The sequence below is a fragment of the Chitinophaga flava genome, assembly GCF_003308995.1.
GTDB classification, from domain to species: Bacteria; Bacteroidota; Bacteroidia; order Chitinophagales; family Chitinophagaceae; genus Chitinophaga; species Chitinophaga flava.
Genome location: NZ_QFFJ01000001.1, coordinates 1,136,406 through 1,155,919, shown reverse-complemented (window position 1 = coordinate 1,155,919; position 19,514 = coordinate 1,136,406). Strand labels below are relative to the sequence as shown.

Below are 19,514 nucleotides of genomic sequence, written 5' to 3'. Positions count from 1 at the left end.
ACCATATTTATCAAACTCCAAAATGTAACCTTTATGCTTATCCGCAATTGGCTGGTGGCCTGTATCCTGCTGTTTCCTCTTGCTGCGATAGCACAGCAGCAGGAATCCAAAATAGATACGACTTACAAGCCACTGATACCCATTACTAAGGCACCCCTTCTCAATAATGTGGATCTGATTGCAAACATGCGTTACGCTTTCAGAAATGAATTCGATAAAGGTACCTACACCCGCTCCCGCTTTGAAAATGAACAGTTCCGCCTGGAGATAAAAGGAAAGGTGCTCGATAAATTATATTTCCGTTTCCGTGACCGTTATACCCGCGATCCTGTCACACAGTCGATCGATAATCTCAGCCGCTCTACAGACCTGGCCTTTCTGCGCTTTGATCCCAACGACCATTGGAAGATATATGCCGGTAAGTTGTGTGCCGACTGGGGTGGGGTGGAATTTGACGATAACCCCATCGAAATCTATGAATACTCCGATATCATTGAAAACTCCGATAACTTCCTCACTGGGGCAGGAGTAGGGTATGTGCTCAACAAAAATCATGAGTTTACTTTTCAGGTACTCAACAGCCGGACCAAAACTTTTCAGGAATTGTATGATTCTATTCCCGGCATTGTGGAGAGCAAATTTCCTTTTGCAGGTGTGATCAACTGGCGCGGGCATTTCTTTAATGGTAAAGTCTTTACCATCTGGTCTTACAGTCTCTTTAAAGAAGCGACTCATCAGTATATGAATTACTTCGCCCTGGGCAACTCGCTGATACTGCGCAACTTTAAACTGGACTATGACTTTAAGTACAGTATAGAAAATCTGGACCGTAAGTTCATCGTCTCCAACTTTATTCCCAATATGAAAGCCGCCCAGGGGGTGGCTTATATGAGTCATTGGATCAGGGCCGATGTGAGACTGAGTAATGTGGTGCATATTACCGCCACCGGTTTTGTGGACTACGCCTGGTGGAATGGTAACCCGGACCCTAACAAGGATAAGAAACTCCGTACTGCCTGGGGTTATATACCTGCACTTGAGATATATCCCTTTGATAAATATGACCTGAAAATATTTGCCAACATGGTAGGCAGAATATACCGGTATACCAGTTACGCACAAACGAAGTTTGGTTTGGTGAATGATGATACCTACCGTTTTTCGATTGGTTTTATTACGCCATTGTTAGTGTTGTAGCCAGCATGGGGGTTATAACAAGGGTATAAAAAGACAAAGGCGCGAAGGAAATCCTTCACGCCTTTGTCTTTTTATTAAGATGATTTTAAAACTCCTGTTCAAGTTTGCCTACAGTTCCTTCATCAGTGATACCTTGTACCACGAGGCGGAAACGTTTGGTGAAGTCGTTGTTATAGAACTCCACTTTGGCGGTATGGGTGAGGGTATCTATTGGCACGTTGGGGTTCCAATAGAGTGTAAGCCGTTTGTCGGGCAGGGCATGTACTTCTTTTTTCACGGAGTAGTCAGGTGAATAGAAGGTTTTTACAACAGTATAACCTGCTTTTTTATACAGCTGAAATCCTTTTACAGTAGGATCGTTGGTGGGTGGATTGTCGCCACCTTTTTTGGTGTATACGGCAATAGCGCCGTTAGCACCACCGAAGCCGCCCAGGAAAGGAGGACGGAATACTTTGATCAGCGCTACATCGTTGATGGAGAGGGTGCTCAGCATACTGACGTCGGTCTGCATCTCGTTGAGATACAGGCCTGGTTTGCCACCGCGCCATGACAGGCTGGGGTTGCTGAGATCACCAGTGATCTGTAAACCGGCCACTTTGGACTGAAGGTACTGGAAGATATTAAAGGCGGTAGGATTTTCCTTGGTAAGGTCAAAGGAATATCCATCGCCGCCGGAGAACATACCGGAGGCATAACGTTTTTCTGTAGTCTCTTCCGGTTTGATCTTTTTAGCGTTGACATTTACTTCCTGGAGATAAACCGTTTTGTTATTGATAGCGCGGTTTACCTTATTACTTTCGGCAGCACTGGCCAGGAAAAGCTTCAGGGAAGTATTGTCTACTGCAGGAGGTACCCGCAGCGGGTAAGGTATTTTAACCTGGGTGGCGCGGTCAAAGAAGTGGATATCGAACTTCACGTTAACATCTCTGCTTTTCTTCGCATCGCTGCCCTGGTAGTAGATATAAGCTGTATCCGGGAATACCATGTTGGCGATATTGAACTCACCTTTTTCGTTGATAGGTGCGGAGGCGAACATGGAGGAACTATCTATCGGCAGTTTGATGATCATATCCAGTTTGCCATTAACGATAGGACGTCCATTAGGTCCGGTGGTGATACCTTTTACGAGCAGGCCCTGTTCATAAGGATATCTGATATCCGGGAATTCATTTTTAGCGATTTTTTCCCAGCTGAATCTGCGCCATCCGTTGGTCAGCATTACCAGGTCCAGTGCCTGCACGGTAGCGGGGGCATTGTCATGGAAGTACCAGTTGGGATTGTACACATATCCTTTGAGGTCGGATGTCAGCAGGAGGGTAGATACGATATCGGCGGCGTTTTTATCTACCGGAACAGCGTCAGCGTCGGTGATGGCCACGGAGATATTGGACTGCAGTGTATCGGGGAGACGCAGCACGAAGGTGCTTTTTTTGCGGGCATCCCTGGCTACGTCAGATTCCAGCACGTCCATTTCCATATGGTCGTTATTGCGGACAAAAGCCAGTCTTTCTGCGATTGGCAGGCCATTGCTGCTGAACAGGGTAATCTGCAGAATACCGCTGGGCAGTTTGTCGGCGGGAATAAAACCACTGATACGACCTTCAGACACATCGAGGATGGCTTTATATACCAGCTGCTGGCCCATCTGGCCGATGACTACCAGTTTGTTGAATGCGGTATCACCGTTATTGGCGGGAACGGCCTGATAGAAGATACGCGGGCCTTTGTTGAATACCTTCAGAGAGGCGCCGGTAGACTGTGCAGCCGGCAGTGTAAAAGTTTTAGTCTGGCCTTTGGCACTTTTCACGACAGCCTGGTAGGCGTCGGATGCCGCGCCAGGTGTTACTTCGAAGGTACCCATCCCGTCATGAACGGTTTTGATAGCGGTGTTTTTGGCATCTTTGATAGTGCCGCTCACCTCGATGGGATAGCCATTATTGTCGATAGCCTTGAAAGCCACGGTATTAGGCTGGCCGGTGATCAGGTTGCCGCCTTCAGGAAAGAACTGTACGGAAAAGTCCTGGGCGGTACTGTCGGCAGCTGGTCCGCCTTTTTTAGCCGGATCAAATATCTCGATAGTACGGGAATAGGTAAAGGCCGGGTCAAAGTTGAGCATCCAGGCAGTATAGGCTCTCAGCTGGTATACGCCTGGTTTCTGTGTTTCCGGCAGATCGAAGTTGCCCGGTGCGCCGGCATTAAAGATGCCGAACAGTTTTTTCTGCACGACATTATTATTCTTGTCCAGCAGTTCTACATACAGGTTGGTAGCCTGTGTGGAGGGGAGACCCTGAAGGGTCACATATCCTTTGAACCAGATGGTTTCACCGGCGGCGTAATAGTCTTTATCCAGGTGCAGGAAGACTTTTTCCTGCGGGTAGCGGTTGTTGTACTGTTGTAAAGCCTGAACGAGATGATCAGACCAGTCGGCAGGGGGAGGCATAACCGCCACGGCACCCATTACTCCGGCCAGCAGGGTAGCGGGGATCATCCATTTCAGGTGACGTCTCTTTTTTTTATTGTGCGCTTGCATGAACTGTATTTTGAGCCGATATAATGGGTATAATAATAGGACAAAAATATAAACTTCGGAAAGAATAAAGGCTAAGATTACGGCAGGTTTGTTATTATTGCGTGTTTAAGCATTGGTTTTAACAGGAATTTAATGAGTTCAATCCGGAAAAGATTAGTGGTGGCCGGCGGTGGCGCGGCCGGTTTTTTTTGTGCAGTGAATGCTGCCCGGTTATGTCCGGGGCTGGAAGTGCTGGTGCTGGAGAAAACAGGCAAGCTGTTGTCCAAGGTGAAAGTGAGTGGCGGCGGCCGCTGTAACGTGACGCATAATGCACCGGATATCACGTATATGACTAAACGTTATCCGAGAGGAGCCCATTTTGTCAGGAAAACCTTCTCCCGTTTTTTTGTGACCGATACTATCGCCTGGTTTGAAGAGCGGGGCGTGAAACTGAAGGCAGAAGCGGATGGGCGGATGTTCCCGGTTACCGACGACTCACAGACTATCATCGACTGCCTGTTGCGGGAAGTCGATAAATACCATGTAAAAGTAGAGACCAACAAGGAAGTAACAGACCTGGAGAAAGGCCCTGATGGCCGCTGGCGTCTGCAATTGCAGAACGGTCAGGAGCTGAAGGCAGACTATATCTGCATAGCCGCAGGTGGTTATGCTCAGGCCGGTAAATTTGGCTGGCTGGAGAAAACCGGCCACAGCATTGTGCCGCCGGCACCTTCCCTGTTTACTTTTAATATGCCCGGTCATCCTATCACGTCGCTGATGGGCGTAGCCACTACGGCGCACGTAAAAATTGCCGGCACCAAATTACAGGAGCAGGGCCCGGTGCTGATCACCCATTGGGGTATGAGTGGTCCGGCAATACTGCGTTTGTCAGCCTGGGGTGCCCGTGACCTGCAGGCACTGCAATATACCTTCACAGCGATTGTCAACTGGCTGCCTGACTACAACGAAAACAGCCTGCGGGAAGAATGGCCTTCCCTGCGCCAGGAGCTGGGCAAACAGAAAATACATCACAAAAACCCGTTTGGCCTTCCTCAGCGGCTATGGCAGTTTTTACTGGGCCTGGCAGGTATCGGAGAAGAACTGCGCTGGGCCGATGTTCCGGCCAAAGACCAGAACCGGCTCATGAAACTGCTGGTATGCATGGAGTTTCCGGTGAAAGGCAAAACTACTTTTAAAGAAGAATTTGTTACCTGCGGAGGTATTACCCTCAGCGAAATAGAACCAGCTACGATGGAAAGCCGCTTAGTACCCAACCTGTTTTTTGCCGGAGAGGTGATGGACGTAGACGGTATCACCGGTGGGTTTAACTTCCAGCATGCCTGGACGAGCGGATTTATTGCTGCTTCAACGGTGATGCAGATGATGCTTTCTGATAATCCTGATGAGCGATGATCATATTAATTTATAAAGCGAAGGGCCTGGATGTTATGTCCAGGCCCTTCGCTTTTATAAGAATTCGTTTTCATCAAAACCTGATCTTCGCTCATCAGGATTATCAAAAAAAATCACACACATCATAGTTTCAGATAGTGTACTCCGGGCTCATACTCTTTCTCCAGTGCAGCGAGCAGGTTCTGAAAATCATCGGGCTGGCGGAGGAAATCCACTTTGGTAGTATCGATCATGAGTGTGCGTACAGGATGTTGTTTGATATACTGCATGTAGGTATCATGAACGTTGAGCAGGTATTCATCAGGAATTTGCTGCTCATAGGGGCGGTTCCGGTGACGGATATTTTCCTGGAGTTTGGCTACGGGAGCGTTGAGGAAAATGAGCAGTTCCGGTTGTACCAGCTGTGGATTGATGATGTCGAAGAGCTTCTGGTAGAGGGAATACTCTTCTTTGGGCAGGGTTATTTTTGCGAACAGCAGGCTTTTGATAAACAGGTAATCGGAGATGATGACATCGCTGAACAGGTCTTGGGTTTGCAGCATGTCTTTCAGCTGTTTATATCTTTCAGCCATAAAAAACAGTTCCAGTGGAAACGCGTACTGTTGCGGGCGTTCGTAGAAGAGTGGCAGGAAGGGATTGTCTGCAAATTCTTCCAGGATCAGTTTAGCGGAAAAGTGTTGAGACAACATATTGGCCAGTGTGGTTTTGCCGGCCCCGATATTCCCTTCTATGGTAATAAATTTATAGTGCATGCATTGGATTTTATGGCACAAGGCATTGGTGGCGGTAAGGCCACTATGAATGGCTGCCTAGTGTTTTTGCGTATCAGTATTCAGTTTCAGCGCGCTCAGGTCATCAGGGCATTCCTGTTGCAATTGTCTTACAGTTTTATGCAGTACCGGATGTACGTAGTCGGGTACAATTTCGTTGAGAGGTACCAGTACAAACTGTCGCAGGTGCATGCGGGGATGCGGAAGTTTCAGTTCGGGCAGTGACACGATTTCGTTGTTAAAGAAGATCAGGTCTATATCGATTACCCGGGCGCCCCATTTTTCCTGGCGGATACGGCCGATGCGGCGTTCTATCCCCAGTAGTGTATGCAGTAACGTTAGTGCGTCGAGCGTAGTATGTATCTCCAGACCCTGGTTCAGGTAGTCAGGCTGGTCTACGGAGCCCCAGGGGGCTGTCTGGTATAAGGCAGAGGTTTTTACTACCTCTCCGGCTTCTGCAGCGATGTACTGTATCGCCTTTTGCAGGTTGGCGATCCGGTCTCCCAGATTGCCACCTATAAGTAATATTGCTGTATTCATGTATATTCTGAGGCCCAAAAGTAGCCATATTCCTTATTTTTGAAAAAATGTATCTTTCCACTTCCCTTTCATTTTAACTAAAACGTATGCGTTTCTTTAAAACTTTTCTAGCTGTGTTACTGGGCCTGGTGGTCTTCTTCGGCATCTGTTTTATCGTGCTGCTGGGAATCATCGGGAAGGCGATTTCTTCCGAGACGGTGACAATAGCCCCCAATGGAATCCTGGTGCTGCAGACCAGCCAGGCTTTTTCCGAACAGAAAATTGTTAATCCCCTGGCTGCTTTTTTGAAAGATGAATCATCGGAGGTGCCCGGATTATATCAGGCGGTAAGGCTGATAGAGAATGCTGCCACCGACGATAATATCAAGGGAATATACCTCAAGGTAGATGGCAGCGGCAACGGTTTCGCCGGTAATGAAGAGCTGCGCAACGCCCTGCTGCGCTTCCGGAAGTCCGGTAAATTTGTCTATGCCTATGGTGAAGTAATGCCTCAGCAAGCCTACTACCTGGCTACTGCTGCCGACAAAGTATACCTCAACCCCAAAGGAGGTGTTGACTTCTCCGGCTTTTCCACCCAGCTGACGTTCTTTAAGGGCGCCCTGGAAAAACTGGAAATACAGCCTGAAATCTTCTACTGTGGCAAGTTTAAAAGCGCTACAGAGCCGTTGCGCGAAAACCAGATGACAGATGCCAACCGCATCCAGACCAACCAGTTCCTCGGAGAACTGTATAGCAACTACCTCTCCGGTATTGCTAAGGCCCGTCACCTGGATACCGCCACTCTGCATGGTTATGCCAACCAGAACCTGATACAGGAGGCGACAGATGCGCTGAAATACAAACTGGTGGACGGCCTGAAGTATGACGATGAAGTTATTGCTGAGCTGAAAAACAAAACCGGCCTTGGCAGCGATGATAAAGTGAACTTTGTAAGCCTGTTGAAATACAACAGCGCTACAAGCCTGAGCAATGGCACCGGTGAAAGCAAAATAGCCCTGATCTACGCTCAAGGCGATATTATAGGTGGTGAGTCCGACAAACGCAATGTTATCGCCAGCGAAAACTATATCCAGGATATCCGCAGAGCCCGGGAAGATAAAAACGTGAAGGCGATTGTTTTCCGTGTGAACTCTGGCGGTGGCAGCGCCCTGGCTTCCGAAGTAATCTGGCGGGAGCTGTCGCTGGCTAAAAAGGTGAAACCGGTAGTAGTGTCTATGGGTGACTATGCAGCCTCCGGCGGTTATTATATCTCCTGTATGGCTGACAGCATCTTTGCACAACCTAATACCCTTACCGGTTCTATCGGTGTATTTGGTATCATGTTTAACTTACAGAGCTTCTTCAAAAATAAGGTAGGTGTGACCTTCGATGGTGTTAAAACAGCTCCTTATGCTGACCTGGGTTCTATTTCCCGTCCGCTGACAGAAGTGGAAAAACGTTTTGTACAGAATGGTGTTGATAGCATCTATTCTTCCTTTAAATCCCGCGTGGTGGCTGGCAGAAAGCTGGACCCTGCTGTAGTGGACAGCATCGCACAAGGCCGCGTATGGAGTGGTACCGATGCCCTCAAACTGGGACTGGTAGACCGTATCGGTGGTATCAACGATGCCCTCGATTGCGCAGCCCGTCTGGCTAAAGTATCCAGCTACAGAATGGTGGAATACCCTGAAATAAAGGATAAATTCTCCCGCCTCCTGAAAAATGTAAGTGAAGAAGTGCAGGTGAGAATGGTGAAAAAAGAACTGGGCGTTAACTACGACCTGTATGAGCAGCTTAAAACCATCCAGGAAATGCCTCGTGAAGTGCAGGCCAGACTGCCTTTTTCTTATAGATTCTAATCTCTTTAATGCCCAGGACTTTAGTCCTGGGCTAAATTCGATGCTAGTGTTTTGATAGCCTTGTCTATTTTTAGCCCTGGACTTTAGTCCGGGGCTAATATTAAAATCTACTTAAAATCGGGTAGGTTATCTCCGCTCCATCATCTCCCCCAAAGGCTTCAATAACAACCCCCAAAAGGGCATAAAACGGGCAGTAATCTCCTTCATAATCCTGTTGATCGCGTAAAAAACGCGGCCAGCGTTCATTTTTTTGAGTAGTTTTACGCGATTTTTAACAAACGCGACTCAGATGAATGGAGTGAAGTACAGCCAGTGGAGGGCCATGCTGGCCATAACAAAAGGAAGTTTTAGAGGTATATTCAGAAGCCCTTCAGCGGTGGTTTTCAGTCTGGGATTCCCGCTTGTGTTCATTCTGGTATTCGGATTTATCGGTAACAGCAGTGTATCTGTGAAAGTGGGTGTAGACAGGCATACCGATATCAGCAGCGGGTTTTATCAGGGTTTGTCGCAGGTGAAGACCGTTAAACTGGTGGCCGATCAATCGGCTGCTGAAATGGAAGATGACCTGAAAAAAGGCCGTATTGTGGCCATCCTCAATATTATCCCCCAGCCAGGGTCCGACAGTGTTCTCCACTATCAGGTAAATATTAAAACATCTACAGCTTCTGATGTCAATAAAAAAGCCATTTTACAATCGGTGCTGAAAGAGGTGGCTGCCCGAATGGACGCCCACACTTATCCCCGCCCTTCTGTAGCTACTTTTGTGAGTGAAGAAATACCGGGCCGTGTATTTAAAACAATCGACTTTATATTGCCGGGTCAATTGGGTTTTGCGCTGATGAGCGCGGCCGTGTTTGGCACCGCTTTCCTTTTTTACAGCTTACGTCAGACGCTGGTACTGAAGCGCTTTTTCGCCACTCCTATTAAACGCACCTATATAGTGCTGGCAGAGGCACTGAGCCGTATGATCTTCCAGCTGATCAGTTCTGTGATCATCATCGGGCTGGGGCATTTCGCCTTTGGATTTACGCTGGTGCATGGATGGGCCACTTTCGCTGAAATGCTGGTTCTGTCTGTTTTCGGGCTGCTGGTATTTATGGGCTTTGGTTTTGTGGTGAGCAGCCTGGCCAAAAATGAGAGTACTATTCCGCCATTGGCTAATATTTTTACTTTGCCACAGTTCCTGCTGGCAGGTACCTTTTTCCCGATAGATTCTTTCCCGTCCTGGCTGCAGCCTATCTGCAAGCTGATGCCGCTGACCTATCTCATTGATGCGCTGCGGAAAATAGCTTTTGAGGGGTTGCATCTGTGGCATGTGGGCTGGGATATAGCCATTTTAACCCTTTGGGGAGTGGTGGTGTACGCTGTGGCGGTGAAGGTATTCCGTTGGGAGTAGCTGGTTTTTTTTGATTAGCTTTGGCTTACCTAAAAACAGCTACATGCAAGCCTTTTTTATTATTCTGGGGGCGTTGATCGTCCTGGTATTGGGGCTTTTCATTTTTAGTTTATTCCTTCCCCCTGTGGTGAAAGTGGAGCGTTCGCTTGTCATTCCTGCTACGGCAGACAGAATTTTCCCGTTGATCAATGTAGTACGTAACTGGGAGCTGTGGTCGCCCTGGAAAGAACAGGACCCCGACATATCTATCACCTATGGGGAAAAAGATAGTGGTGCCGGCGCCAGCTACAGCTGGAAAAGCCATAACCGTAATATTGGCACCGGGCATATGACCATTACAGAATCCCGGCCAGATCAATATATCGCTACTGATACTGATTTTATGAATATGGGCATTGCGAAAGGGGCGTTCCGGCTTGATCCGGTGGGTGAAGGCACGCTGCTTACCTGGAGCATGACCTGTAACATGGGGCAGCATCCGTTACGGAAGGTAATGGGCCTGATGATGGATAAATGGGTAGGTAATGATTTTGAGAAGGGGCTGGAAGGATTAAAACGATTGGTTGTTCGTAATTAACCTGTATTTATGCGTTTATTTAAATTGTTAGGTATCAGCATTCTTGTATTGGGCATTTTTGCCTTCCTGTTATCGCTGATGTTTCCCTCTACCGCGGTGGTAGAACGTACCGGTGTTATTCAGGCGCCAATAGATTCTGTATACGCGGTGGTGAATAACCTCAAAGCCTGGGAAAAGTGGAACCCCTGGAGCCGTCCGGATACTACGGCACAGCTGGTATATTCCAGCCAGACTTCCGGCGCCGGTGCCTCCTATTCCTGGCAGGGCCAGCTCAACAGTGGTAAGGTCCTGATTCTGGACAGTGAACCCGATAAAGGGGTGCATTATATGATGGATATTCAGAACATGCGGCCGGTAAAAGGTGGGATCGAACTGAAAAAGACCGCTGATGGAAAAGCTACGGCCATATTCTGGCATATGGAAATAAAACTGGGACTGCTGCCCTGGTGGAAACTGAGAGGATTCCTGGCAGACCGCATCTATGGCCCTGCTATGAATGAGGGGCTGAACAGGCTGAATGAGCTTTGCACTCACCAGTGATCGGTTATATATAGTTTTTTACCATTGATCCAATAAAATAAGGCAGAGCGAATTTTAAGTTTTAAATTGTTGTCTTTACCTCATTCCTCAACAAAAAAACTGCAGCTTAAAATGAAACACCTTTTATTGGCAGCCTTCTTCTGCGCCACTACTACTCTCGGTTTTGCCCAGGAGAAAGAAAGGAAAAGTCCTCATGTAAACGTAGAAAATAAAGACATTAAAGTTGTGTATGGCCAGCCTTCCAAAAAAGGCAGGGTTATATTCGGCACCCTGGAACCATGGGGTAAAGTATGGCGTACCGGTGCTGATGAAGCTACTGAAATCACTTTCAAAAAAGATGTGGTATTTGGTGGTAAATCTGTAAAAGCAGGTACCTATACCCTGTTCTCCATTCCTGACCAAAAGAAATGGACGGTGATCCTCAACAGCAAACTGGGTCAGTGGGGCGCTTACGACTACGAAAAAATCAAAGGCCAGGACGTAGCATCTGTACAGGTGCCACGCGAAACCTTAAAAGCACCAGTGGAAAAACTCACCTTTACACTGCCAGGCAATGCTGTAGTGTTTGAATGGGATGATACCAAGGTGTCTGTACCGGTGAAATAAGTTTTCCGGAGATAAAGTAAAAAAGCAAAGGAGCGAAGATTCTTCGCTCCTTTGCTTTTTTTATTTTTCAGGAAGATGTTAATGCAGTTGTGACACCAGTTCACGAATACTGGCATACACCAGGTCCAGCTGCTCGTTGGTAATACAGTACGGAGGCAGGATATAGAGTGTATTACCCAGAGGCCGGAGCATGATCCGTTTGGAACGGAAGAAGCGGTGCAGGTGGTCGGCCAGTTGGTTGGTATAACCATCTGCTCCATCAGTAACCAGTTCGAAAGCCAGGATGGTACCCAGCAGGCGCGGGTTTTTGACGGGCGCCATGGATGTAAGCTCCTGGAGAAAGTGCTGATGTTTTTCGTGTATACGTTGACGTTGCTGGGCACAGGCCGGATCTGTAAAGAGGTCCAGGCTGGCCAGGGCTACTGTGCATGCCAGAGGGTTGGCAGTGAAAGAGTGGCCATGGAACAGTGTTTTAAGCTTGTCTGCCGACAGGAAGGCTTCGTATATGTTACTGGTGCTGGTGGTAATGCCCAGCGCCATACTACCGCCGGTGAGTCCTTTGGAGAGGCATACCATATCGGGTGCTGTTTGCACATATTCCATCGCAAAGTTTTTACCGGTTCTGCCGAAGCCGGTCATCACTTCGTCGGCGATGAGCAGGATGTGGTTGTCTTTGCAGAAGCTCAGCAGCTGGTCAAAAGCCGGGATATCGTACATGATCATGCCGCCGGAGCCTTGTAATAACGGCTCGAAAATAAAGGCCGCGATCTGATCGGGCTGTTGCGCTTTGATATCAGCTATCAGGTGATCAATATTATCGGGAGTGGGCACATCGAGGAAGTGCACTTCAAACAGGAAATCGTCGAAAACGCGGGTAAACACGCTGCGTCCGCTGACGCTCATGGCGCCAAAGGTATCGCCGTGATAGGCATTTTTAAAAGCGATGATTTTATGTCTGCGCTGGCCTTTGTTGTCCCAGTATTGTAATGCCATTTTCAGGGCGACTTCGACAGCGGTGGAGCCATTATCGGAATAGAACACCCGGCGCTGGTTGGCAGGTAGTATCTGTAGCAGCCTTTCTGCGAGGTTTACAGCGGGAGGATGGGTATATCCGGCAAAAATACAGTGTTGCAGTTCCAGTGCCTGAGCGGCTAGCTGTTTTGCGATATGCGGATGTGCATGTCCGTGGATATTGACCCACCAGCTCGACGTAGCGTCGATGTATGCGTTATTGTCTTCATCATATAAACAGGCGCCTTCGCCACGTACGATACCGATAGGAGCAGGAGCAGTCTGCATCTGAGTATATGGATGCCAGATCACTTCGAGGTCTCTGGCAGACAGGTTTCCTTTTGTTGTTGACATGGAGCAAATGTAGGGAATTCATTTTTTATAGGTGTACAACAGGCGGTAGAGGTCTTCCGCCTTGTAGGGCTTGGGCAGGATATCCCGTATACTCAGCTCCTGCAGGCGTTCGATAGCATCCGGCATAATATCGGCGGTGAGCACTATGATAAACGCGTGGGGTTGCATTTGTTTGATATAGGGAATAGTTTCATAACCGTTCATCTCGGGCATATGAAGGTCCAGCATCACGCCATCGAAGGTTTGTTCCTGCATGCGGAGGACGGCTTCTTTACCGTTGACGGCCAGTGTTACTACGGCGCCGGTACGGTTTAGCTGCAGCTGCATGACCTTGCGGTTGATCTTATTGTCTTCCACTACCAGCATGCGCATGCCTGTAAGCAGATTTTCCGGGATGATGACGGGAGCTGTTTCGGGAACAGCAGTATCGGCGGGCGTATTAAACGAAACAGAGAACCGGAAGGTAGTGCCCTGATTAGGAGTGCTGTCTACTGTAATATGGCTGTTCATCAGCTCCACCAGTTTGCGGGTGATGGACAATCCCAGTCCGGTGCCACCATATTCGCGGGTGGTGGCGGAGTCGCCTTGTACAAAGGTTTCGAAGATCCGTTCCTGAATGTCGGGAGGTATGCCGATACCGGTATCAGTGACGGAAAAACTGATGGATGCTGTGCCTGCACTGTTTTTTTCGAGTTGCAGCGTCACACATACACAACCTTCATTGGTAAATTTGATGGCGTTGTTGAGGAGGTTATTCAGGATCTGTCCGAGTCGTACGGGGTCGCCGAGGAGGCGGGCGGGTACGTTGTCGTCTACCTTCGTATTCAGTTGTAATCCTTTGGCGATGGCCAGTGGCTGATAGTTACCGGCAATGCCCTGAATGAGGTCACGGAGATCCAGTTCAATATATTCGAGTGTTACTTTCCCGGCTTCTATCTTGCTGAGGTCCAGGATATCGTTGACCAGACCGAGGAGGTGGTTGGCTGAAAACCGCAGGTTATGCAGCAGTTCCGAATGGTCTGTGCAGGGCTCATCTTTCATGATGCCGGAAATACCGATGATGGCGTTGAGCGGTGTGCGTATTTCATGGCTCATGACAGAAAGGAATTCGCTTCTGCTCCTGGCGGCATTTTCAGCGGTTTTTCTGGCTTGTTCGAGTTCCAGTTCTGCCTTCTTTTGTTTGTCGATGTCCATGATGATGCCACGGAAATGGGTAAGGCGGTCGTTGGTGTATACGGGTATGCCGGTGGTGCGTACCCATTTGACGGTGCCTTTGGCGGAGATATGCCGCAGGTCTATGCAATATTTCTGATGATAACGAAGCAGCTGTTCCTTGGCTGTTTCTACCAGGTGTTTATCTTCCGGATGATAAAATTCCAGATCATGGTATACGGGCATAAAGTTCTCCGGTAGTTCCCTGATGGCGTACACCTGTTTGGTCCAGAATACCTGTCCGGTGACAAGGTTGAACTCCCATCCGCCGATGAGTCCCATTTGTTGAGTGATGTCCAGTATCTGAATACTCCGGGCGTAATCAGCATTAAGCTGACGTAGTTCCAGCTCGCTGCGTTTGCGTCGGGTGATGTTTTGTATGAGGAGCAGGATGCGCCGGGGAGTGCTGTCCGTAGCCGGCATCAGACGCATTTTTAAAGCATACCAGTAGGGCATATCCTGCCGGATGTCGGCGTATTCATAAGACTGGGGATCGCCTGTTTGCAGCAGGGTATCGGCCAGTTTGCTGAAGGCGTAGGCATATTCGCCCAATACGTCTGCCATTGCCTTGCCTACGATTTCATCTTCTGGTATAAACAGCAGGTGTTGCTGATTGCACCATACACGGGTGAAGACTTTGTTTTCATCCACTTCAAATACAATATCATCAAGGGATGCGGTGAGGGCATGCAGTTCTGATGAGAGTTGTTTGTTGGTGATCTCCAGTCTTTCGCGGCAGCTCTGTGTACGGTAGTTATGTAGCAGGGCGCCGTAGGTAAGTGCTATAGGCTGAAGTAGTGGGATCAGGGAGAGGTCATAACCGCAGGGTTTATTAACCAGTGCTATGAGGCCAATGGTTTCTCCATGCAGGGTAATAGGGATGCCCAGGAAGGACTGGAATATAGCGATGGTGTATGGTTCGTCGGTGGCCGGGTGATTGCTGAACACCGGTTGCCCATTGAGGATGACAGTTCCGAAGAGGGTACTGAGGTTGGTGAAATGCTGGCCGCGTTCAGGACGTGCCCCGAAGTATTGTTGTACACCGTTATGTAATGGCATGTTGCTGATAGACTGTACCACCAGATAAGGAAGGTGGTTATAGTCTTTTTCTATTTCTCCGATAAAGCCTCCCTGGCTTTCGGTGAGTGCCATCAGTTGTAACAGTAGTTCCTGGCAAACTTGTGAAGGTTTGTTGTCTGTAAAGCTGGCATGCAGCCAGGAAACGATGTCCAGGGCGTTCTGTTGCCGGCAAAGGATTGTTTGCAGTGCATCAAAGCCATCTTCAAGTTTGAGGTTCCCAGAGTTGTTGCCAGGAAAGGGATTAGCCAGCATTTTGCAATCAGATTTAATTTGTTAGGACCATCTTCATCAGGCATATTAGTCTGACAAGCCCGGTCATGCGGTCTGGTAGTATGAAAAAACTGATTATTAAAGCAGGCTAGTGTTATGGAACAAGAGGAAGGGGCTGCCAAGGCAACCCCTTCAATAAATTTACAAAAATTAGTCAGAAAATATGAGATTATTTCCGCATACCATTGTTTTTAAATAAGGAATAGGCGGTTTGGTAGGTTGAAACACTCCGTTTGAGCAGGGCGCTATCCATGGGGGCAGGCTGTTCTTCACTTTTATCCTGACTCCAGGAAAAGCACTGGGCTTTTTGCTGGGGGCTGAGGATAATCATTTTACCTGTTTCCAGGTAAGCCAGTTTCTGGTAAGTGCTGAGCATAGCGCGTGGCTGATAAGTGCTGTCGAGCACATTTTTACCATAGAAATTGGAGTGATAAGACCAGTGGAGCATTTTCAGCAGGGTAGGATAGAGGTCTATCTGCGAGCACATCACGGGTATTTCCTGCGGTGCTGTATTAGGCACATTGTACAGGATACAGGGTATGTGGTATTTGCTGATTTCTATTTCATTTTTACCTGCGCTGCTGGCGCAGTGGTCGGCGACAAAAATGATCACGGTGTTTTTATACCATGGCTTGTTGCGGATAGCTTGCAGGAACTGGCCTATGGCATAGTCGGTATATTTCACGGCACCTTCGCGGCTGGTACCGGAAGGGATATCGATTTTACCACCTGGATAGGTAAACGGACGGTGGTTGGAGGTAGTCATGATGAAATCATAGAAAGGTTTGCCGGCTGCATATTTTTCGTCAGCACTTTTGATGGCGGCTTTGTAGATGTCTTCATCACATACACCCCAGGCGTTCTCAAACTGTACAGCGTTATCAGGTATGTTGGTTCGTTTGGAAGCTATTTTGTCGTCTACCAGCCGGTGGCGCAGCCTGTCAGTGATATCATAACCGTTGTTGCCGAAGAATTTATTCATGTTATCGAAATACCCATCTCCGCCGTAGAAGAAGGTGGCTTCGTATCCGTTTTTGCGGAAGATGCTGGCCGCAGAGAAGAGGTTTTCGTTGTTTTTACGGCGAACGATGCTTTGTCCGGGTGTAGGCGGAACCGCGAGGGATAAGGCTTCCATGCCTCTCACTGTGCGGGTGCCGGTAGCGTACATATTGGTAAACAATATCCCTTCCTTAGCGATGCTATCCAATACAGGTGTGATATTTTCCTTATTACCAAAACGGGCCATAAAATCGGCGCTGAAGCTTTCGATGGTGACCATGATCACGTTGGGCTTCACCGGAGGTATGGTGTCTGTAATGTTACGATAGATACTCTGACCGTTTTCCAGGTACTGTGCGTCGGGAGAAAGCAGCTGGTTGCGGACCTGTGCGAAGGCGGTACTTTCATCCTGCAGCAGATAATATTTATCGTAGGCCAGTTCATTGTTCAGATAGGCAGATATAAAGGAATAGATGCCTGCTTTGGACAGTTCCTGTGCATAACGATTTTTGTTTTTATCCGCCCAGTTGTTGTTGACCAGAAAGGCGTGGACGATCGTGATCCCCAGTAGGGTGAGGAAGATGAGCGCTCTTTTTCCGAAGCCTGTATTTGACCGGAAGCTGTTGCGGAAAATGCCTCGGCGGTTGCAAAGCCAGGTGAGTAGTGCAGTAGCTCCCAGTACGCCACCAATCAGCAACGGCAGCGGATACGACTGGTTAATATTACTGATCACCTCATAGGTATAGATCAGATAGTCTACTGCAATGAAGTCGAAGCGACCGGCATATTCTCCCCAGAAAGTAAATTCAGCAAAAAAGGAAAAAATAACGATCATCAGTGCCAGAAAAAAACCGGTATAGGTAAAGACCCGGTTAAACACAGTGTTGTTGAGCCTTTGCGGCAGCAGCAACAGATAGAAGGCATAAGCGATGGTGAAAAAAAGTGCTACACCGGCATCATAGATAAAACCTTTGACATATACAGAAAGTATGGTGGTAAAAGAAAGGCCTGCCTGTGGGAAGGCCCAGATTAACAAGGTGGTACGTACTAAGAACGAAAGTACCAGGAACAGGGCGGCAAAACCGAATAAAACGGCGTACCGATTTTTGGCAGATTTCATGCTGTTTTAATGTATGAATAAGGCCGCAAAGGTACGCCGTTCCGAATAAGAAAGTGCAGAAATATTACAGGTCAAATTTCACTGACAGGTTGATGGTACGTCCATCGATAGGACCCCACAACTGAGCAAACTGCGGATTATTGACAGGACCCGTAAACAGCGGTATGTGTTTACCCTGACGGGCGTCAAATATGTTTTCGCAATTCAGCACCAGTGTTACATGTTCTCCCAGTTTTCTGGAAACCATAGCGGCCCAGAACCAGTAGTTGGGTGCTTTCTGATTGTTTTCCAGGTATTGGTTACCTATCCAGCTGTTTTCAATGCCGAAACGCCATTTCTCTTCAATTTCATAAGCGAGGGTAGCGGCAAATTTATCCTGAGGAGCAAACGCTACTCTGGTAGAAGCAGGATCTGTGTATTTAGACACGGTATGGTTGTAGCCCAGGTACAGTTCCAGCTCGTTGCGTTTGAGGCGTAGATAGGTATCGGTGCCAAGGCTGTTAACGGAAAAGGGCTGGTTTTGGAGCATCACTTTTTCGTTGGTAGCATTGGTGACAGGTAAGATCGGGTCTGTAATATGTGTATAGTACAGAGCCTGGTTGAGGGTGACGTCTATTTCACCGAGGGTGGTGTGATAGTTGGCGTCGAAGTTGAGGCCCTGGCTTTTTTCAGATTTGAGTCCTGCAGCGAGTGGCAGCAGGTTGCGGTAGCCGATGGTTTGTGTTTGCGCAGAGAAGATGGCTGGTGATTTATAGCCGGTACCGCCGCTGAGGCGGAGGCTGAGATCTTCTATTGGTTTGTACACGAATGCGAGCCTGGGCAGTACATACCATCCGAATACGTTGTGATAGTCTGCGCGGATACCTGCTTCAGCCATCAGTTTATCAGTGATATGGAAACCGTCCTGAGCGAAGGCGCCCATGGTGTTGTAGGTGTAGTTGCCCAGTTGAGTACTGTCACCGGTTGCGCGGCGATAGATCTCACCGGTATTGTTGAGGCCTATTACCCAGTCGTGGCGGCCGCTTTTTTTATTGTAGGCAGCTTCCAGGTAGGTGCTTGTTTGGCGGCCTTTCAGCGGGAAATTACCAGCGATATTTTCGAGATGGAAGAAACTGGCCACACCTTTTACAGTGAGGGTGCCGCCACCCAGATTTTTACGGGTAAACTGGAGGTCTGCGCTATGCCGTTCACTGTTATTGATTTCCGTATAGCTGTGTACGTTATCGGCATGATGATCGAGCACCTGCATGTCGCCGCCTTCGCGTTTTTCGATGGTACCGGTGTAACCAGCTATCAGGGTAGTGTTGGCATTGGGGTACCAGAAAAAGCGTGGGTGGAGCAGGTATTGGCGTACGCGTGGCACATCGCTGAAGCCGTCATTGTTAACGTCTACCGGATTTTGGGAGGTAACACCGGCGAAGAGGGTGAGGCCTGTTTTACCATATCGTTGGGAGTACCAGGCGTTCACGTTATTTTCCTTGAGGGTGCTACGATTGGCCAGGATGGTGAGCTCGGGTTTTGAACCGGGCGTTTTGGCGATGAAGTTGATCATGCCGGCGATAGCGCCTCCACCGTAGAGGGTAGAAACGGAGCCTTTGATGATCTCTATCTGTTTGAGGTCCAGCGGGGGAATGGCGAGTACGCCGAAGTTGCCGCTGAGGCCTTCATACACGGGCATTCCGTCACGGAGCAACTGAGTGTATTTACCGTCGAGCCCCTGCATACGGATGGCATTGTTGCCGCTGACAGCCGAAGTGTTCTGGATATGTATCACAGAGAGGTCGCCGAGGATGCTGGTTACGTTACCAGGTTTGATACCGCTTTCTTCGATCATTTCTTCCTTACCCAAAATTTCCACTTTCATGGGCAGGTCTGCAATACGGCTGTTGTTGCGGGTAGAAGAGATGATAACCTCATTGAGGTCAGCGACTTTGCTGATTTCCGGGTGTTGGGTGGTGTCTCTACTAAGGGTGTCCTTAACGGGAGTGGCTACACGCTGCTGTGCGGTGGCAGTGAGTATGCTGATACAGAAGGCTCCTGTTGTAATAAGCAAACGCATGGAGGTAGTACTTTGGTGATTTA

General features: G+C 48.5%; 14 protein-coding genes. 7 read left to right on the top strand and 7 right to left on the bottom strand.

Going from position 1 to position 19,514, the window contains the following annotated elements; genetic code table 11:
- Positions 1–33: 33 nt before the first annotated feature.
- The gene (locus DF182_RS04475; RefSeq protein ID WP_113614467.1) at positions 34–1,197 is read left to right on the top strand and encodes a porin; all 1,164 of its coding nucleotides are present in this window, start codon (positions 34–36) and stop codon (positions 1,195–1,197) included.
- An 85-nt stretch (positions 1,198–1,282) separates the two neighbouring features.
- Here the strand turns inward: DF182_RS04475 and DF182_RS04470 are convergent, their stop codons facing one another.
- Positions 1,283–3,727, bottom strand: coding sequence for an MG2 domain-containing protein (locus tag DF182_RS04470; RefSeq protein ID WP_113614466.1), 2,445 nt, complete (start codon positions 3,725–3,727; stop codon positions 1,283–1,285).
- Positions 3,728–3,859: 132 nt separating this feature from the next.
- On the opposite strand from DF182_RS04470, the gene DF182_RS04465 reads away from it, so the two are divergent.
- A complete protein-coding gene (locus tag DF182_RS04465) occupies positions 3,860–5,119 on the top strand; it encodes a BaiN/RdsA family NAD(P)/FAD-dependent oxidoreductase (protein WP_113614465.1) in 1,260 nt (419 codons plus the stop codon).
- 122 nt (positions 5,120–5,241) lie between these two features.
- Here DF182_RS04465 and DF182_RS04460 read toward each other — a convergent pair whose 3' ends face one another.
- Positions 5,242–5,871 (bottom strand): deoxynucleoside kinase, encoded by a 630-nt coding sequence (locus tag DF182_RS04460; protein WP_113614464.1) that lies wholly within the window; start codon positions 5,869–5,871, stop codon positions 5,242–5,244.
- Positions 5,872–5,928: 57 nt separating this feature from the next.
- On the bottom strand, positions 5,929–6,429 hold the full coding sequence (folK, locus tag DF182_RS04455) for a 2-amino-4-hydroxy-6-hydroxymethyldihydropteridine diphosphokinase (protein ID WP_113616774.1): 501 nt from the start codon (positions 6,427–6,429) through the stop codon (positions 5,929–5,931).
- A gap of 86 nt (positions 6,430–6,515) precedes the next feature.
- Between folK and sppA the strand changes: the two genes are divergently transcribed.
- The 5 genes from sppA (at position 6,516) to DF182_RS04430 (ending at position 11,386) form a co-directional block, all read left to right on the top strand.
- Positions 6,516–8,267 carry a signal peptide peptidase SppA gene (gene sppA, locus DF182_RS04450; RefSeq protein ID WP_113614463.1) on the top strand — a complete coding sequence of 584 codons (1,752 nt, stop codon included), beginning with the start codon at positions 6,516–6,518 and terminating at the stop codon, positions 8,265–8,267.
- A 289-nt stretch (positions 8,268–8,556) separates the two neighbouring features.
- Entirely contained in the window at positions 8,557–9,663 is a 1,107-nt protein-coding gene (locus DF182_RS04445; protein ID WP_113614462.1) for an ABC transporter permease, read from the top strand.
- 43 nt (positions 9,664–9,706) lie between these two features.
- On the top strand, positions 9,707–10,240 hold the full coding sequence (locus DF182_RS04440) for an SRPBCC family protein (RefSeq protein ID WP_113614461.1): 534 nt from the start codon (positions 9,707–9,709) through the stop codon (positions 10,238–10,240).
- Between the two features lie 9 nt (positions 10,241–10,249).
- On the top strand, positions 10,250–10,780 hold the full coding sequence (locus DF182_RS04435) for an SRPBCC family protein (protein ID WP_113614460.1): 531 nt from the start codon (positions 10,250–10,252) through the stop codon (positions 10,778–10,780).
- 111 nt (positions 10,781–10,891) lie between these two features.
- The gene (locus tag DF182_RS04430) at positions 10,892–11,386 is read left to right on the top strand and encodes a DUF2911 domain-containing protein (protein ID WP_113614459.1); all 495 of its coding nucleotides are present in this window, start codon (positions 10,892–10,894) and stop codon (positions 11,384–11,386) included.
- A gap of 78 nt (positions 11,387–11,464) precedes the next feature.
- On the opposite strand, the gene bioA is transcribed toward DF182_RS04430, so the two are convergent.
- The 4 genes from bioA to DF182_RS04410 all read right to left on the bottom strand — a co-directional run bounded on the left by bioA (position 11,465) and on the right by DF182_RS04410 (position 19,491).
- Complete coding sequence (gene bioA, locus DF182_RS04425; protein ID WP_113614458.1) at positions 11,465–12,751, bottom strand: adenosylmethionine--8-amino-7-oxononanoate transaminase; 1,287 nt, start codon at positions 12,749–12,751, stop codon at positions 11,465–11,467.
- A gap of 18 nt (positions 12,752–12,769) precedes the next feature.
- Entirely contained in the window at positions 12,770–15,295 is a 2,526-nt protein-coding gene (locus DF182_RS04420) for an ATP-binding protein (RefSeq protein WP_113614457.1), read from the bottom strand.
- A gap of 187 nt (positions 15,296–15,482) precedes the next feature.
- Positions 15,483–17,432: an LTA synthase family protein gene (locus tag DF182_RS04415; protein WP_113614456.1), complete on the bottom strand. Its 1,950-nt coding sequence runs from the start codon at positions 17,430–17,432 to the stop codon at positions 15,483–15,485.
- A 64-nt stretch (positions 17,433–17,496) separates the two neighbouring features.
- Positions 17,497–19,491, bottom strand: coding sequence for a TonB-dependent receptor plug domain-containing protein (locus tag DF182_RS04410; RefSeq protein WP_113614455.1), 1,995 nt, complete (start codon positions 19,489–19,491; stop codon positions 17,497–17,499).
- Between the last annotated feature and the right edge of the window lie 23 nt (positions 19,492–19,514).

Coding starts and splice junctions, on each gene's coding strand:
- DF182_RS04475 (WP_113614467.1), top strand. CDS start 34: ATGCTTATCCGCAATTGGCTGGTGGCCTGTATCCTGCTGTTTCCTCTT.
- DF182_RS04470 (WP_113614466.1), bottom strand. CDS start 3,727: ATGCAAGCGCACAATAAAAAAAAGAGACGTCACCTGAAATGGATGATC.
- DF182_RS04465 (WP_113614465.1), top strand. CDS start 3,860: ATGAGTTCAATCCGGAAAAGATTAGTGGTGGCCGGCGGTGGCGCGGCC.
- DF182_RS04460 (WP_113614464.1), bottom strand. CDS start 5,871: ATGCACTATAAATTTATTACCATAGAAGGGAATATCGGGGCCGGCAAA.
- folK (WP_113616774.1), bottom strand. CDS start 6,429: ATGAATACAGCAATATTACTTATAGGTGGCAATCTGGGAGACCGGATC.
- sppA (WP_113614463.1), top strand. CDS start 6,516: ATGCGTTTCTTTAAAACTTTTCTAGCTGTGTTACTGGGCCTGGTGGTC.
- DF182_RS04445 (WP_113614462.1), top strand. CDS start 8,557: ATGAATGGAGTGAAGTACAGCCAGTGGAGGGCCATGCTGGCCATAACA.
- DF182_RS04440 (WP_113614461.1), top strand. CDS start 9,707: ATGCAAGCCTTTTTTATTATTCTGGGGGCGTTGATCGTCCTGGTATTG.
- DF182_RS04435 (WP_113614460.1), top strand. CDS start 10,250: ATGCGTTTATTTAAATTGTTAGGTATCAGCATTCTTGTATTGGGCATT.
- DF182_RS04430 (WP_113614459.1), top strand. CDS start 10,892: ATGAAACACCTTTTATTGGCAGCCTTCTTCTGCGCCACTACTACTCTC.
- bioA (WP_113614458.1), bottom strand. CDS start 12,751: ATGTCAACAACAAAAGGAAACCTGTCTGCCAGAGACCTCGAAGTGATC.
- DF182_RS04420 (WP_113614457.1), bottom strand. CDS start 15,295: ATGCTGGCTAATCCCTTTCCTGGCAACAACTCTGGGAACCTCAAACTT.
- DF182_RS04415 (WP_113614456.1), bottom strand. CDS start 17,432: ATGAAATCTGCCAAAAATCGGTACGCCGTTTTATTCGGTTTTGCCGCC.
- DF182_RS04410 (WP_113614455.1), bottom strand. CDS start 19,491: ATGCGTTTGCTTATTACAACAGGAGCCTTCTGTATCAGCATACTCACT.